Annotated in this window: 2 protein-coding genes; one reads left to right on the top strand and one right to left on the bottom strand. The window is 42.4% G+C overall.

Annotated features, from left to right (window positions below; all coding sequences use genetic code 11):
* Positions 1-581, top strand: a 581-nt coding sequence (locus HCCG_RS11385; RefSeq protein ID WP_002957701.1) for a hypothetical protein, incomplete at its 5' end; no start/stop codon positions are given.
* Here the strand turns inward: HCCG_RS11385 and HCCG_RS11380 are convergent.
* On the bottom strand, positions 564-878 hold a 315-nt coding region (locus HCCG_RS11380), incomplete at its 5' end, for a glycosyltransferase (RefSeq protein ID WP_034548688.1). The genes HCCG_RS11385 and HCCG_RS11380 overlap by 18 nt on opposite strands.

Here is an 878-nt window from a genome sequence, read left to right as displayed (position 1 = left end):
AAGGCTCACGCTTTGCCCTAGATTCCAAACGTTTTTCACAAGATTTAGAATCTAAAGATGACTTTTGCTTTTTTGCTAGGGAGTTGCTAGAAAAGGCGGGATTTTCTCAATATGAAGTGTCAAACTATGCTAAAGATTCTAAGTTGGGGGTGGATTCTAAGCCAAATGGAGATTCTAAGCAGTGCAAACATAATCTAGGCTATTGGCAGGGCAGGGAATATATAGGCTGTGGGGCTGGAGCTGTGGGAAGGCTTAGCAATAGGCGATTGAGAGCGTATCCGCAATTGGCAAACTACATAAAAACACCACGCAAAAGGCTTGTTGAAGCTTTAAGCCAAAGGGATTTATGTATGGAAAATATTATGCTTGGGTTGCGTTGTGCTGTGGGTGTTAAGATGAGCGTTTTAGAAGAGTTGTTTATGGACAAAGTGGCGATGGAAAAGCACATAGGATTCTTGCTTAGCGGAGGCAAATGCCATATCCGCCAAGAAAAAAGAGAAGAAAAGGGAGAAGAGTTTTTGGTGGCAAACGAGCTATTTTTAAGCGATGAGATAGCTTTGTGGCTATTTGCTAGAGCGTGAAACACAGGCGTGGTGATAAGTGTCAATAATGCGTTGGATATTATAGTTTTCACACACAAAATCCCTTGCGTTTTGCCCCATTGCCTCCCTTGTGGTGGAATCTAAGGTGATAAACTCTCGCATAGCATTTGCTAGGGATTTTGCATCACACACTTCACACAAAAAGCCATTAGAGTAGCCATTGTCAAACTCTCTTACTAAATGCTTGCAGCCACTTGCATTGCTTGTGATGATGGGTTTGCCAAAGCTCATAGCCTCTAGCAAACTCACACTTACCCCTTCTCTATAGCTTGGTAA

Source organism: Helicobacter cinaedi CCUG 18818 = ATCC BAA-847, from assembly GCF_000155475.1.
Classification (GTDB): Bacteria; Campylobacterota; Campylobacteria; order Campylobacterales; family Helicobacteraceae; genus Helicobacter_C; species Helicobacter_C cinaedi.
Note: the sequence above shows the minus strand (reverse complement) of the source record. Positions and strands in the feature narration are given on the sequence as shown.